The 618-nt window shown below is 69.4% G+C and carries 1 pseudogene; it reads left to right on the forward strand.

Features of this window, described 5'->3' with window-relative positions:
- Positions 1-616: pseudogene (locus tag MKL20_RS00035) on the forward strand (outer membrane protein); the annotation flags it as partial.
- Positions 617-618 lie beyond the last annotated feature (2 nt).

Raw genomic sequence — 618 nt, forward strand, 5'->3', positions numbered from 1 at the left:
GGGCTCCGTCGCCACCTTCCGCAACCGCAGCCAGGACGGCTTCTGCGGCGGCGCCCAGGTCGGCTACAACTATCAGTTCACCCCGGGCTCCGGCGTGGTCGTCGGCATCGAGGCGGACCCCCAGTACCCCGACTTCGTCCGCGACCGGAACAACGCCTTCGTCAGCGGCGGCACGATCGCGCGCGGCCTGATCGTCAACGACCCGCGCGGCCTGGCCAGCCTCGACTACTTCGGCACGGTGCGCGGCCGCTTCGGCTACGCCTTCGATCGCACCCTCGTGTACGGCACCGCCGCCTTCGCCTAAGGCTCGGGCAGCGCCGACCGCTCATTCGGCGGCTACGCCGGCAACGACAGCTTCCGCACCGGCTACGCCGTCGGCGGCGGCATCGAGTACGCCCTGCCCACCGACTCGTTCCTGAACTTCTTCCGCTCCTCGGCCGTCACGCTCAAGGTCGAAGGCCTGTACGTCAACCTCGACCGCGGCACCCGCAACCAGGGTGTCCTGCTCGTCAACGCCGCCAACCTCGCCCCGGCCTATTCCAGCGCGATCGGTCGCCGCGACGACGAGTTCGCCGTCGTCCGCGCCGGCCTGAACTACAAGTTCGGCTCGTACTAAGA

This window comes from Methylobacterium sp. E-066 (assembly GCF_022829635.1).
GTDB lineage: Bacteria > Pseudomonadota > Alphaproteobacteria > Rhizobiales > Beijerinckiaceae > Methylobacterium.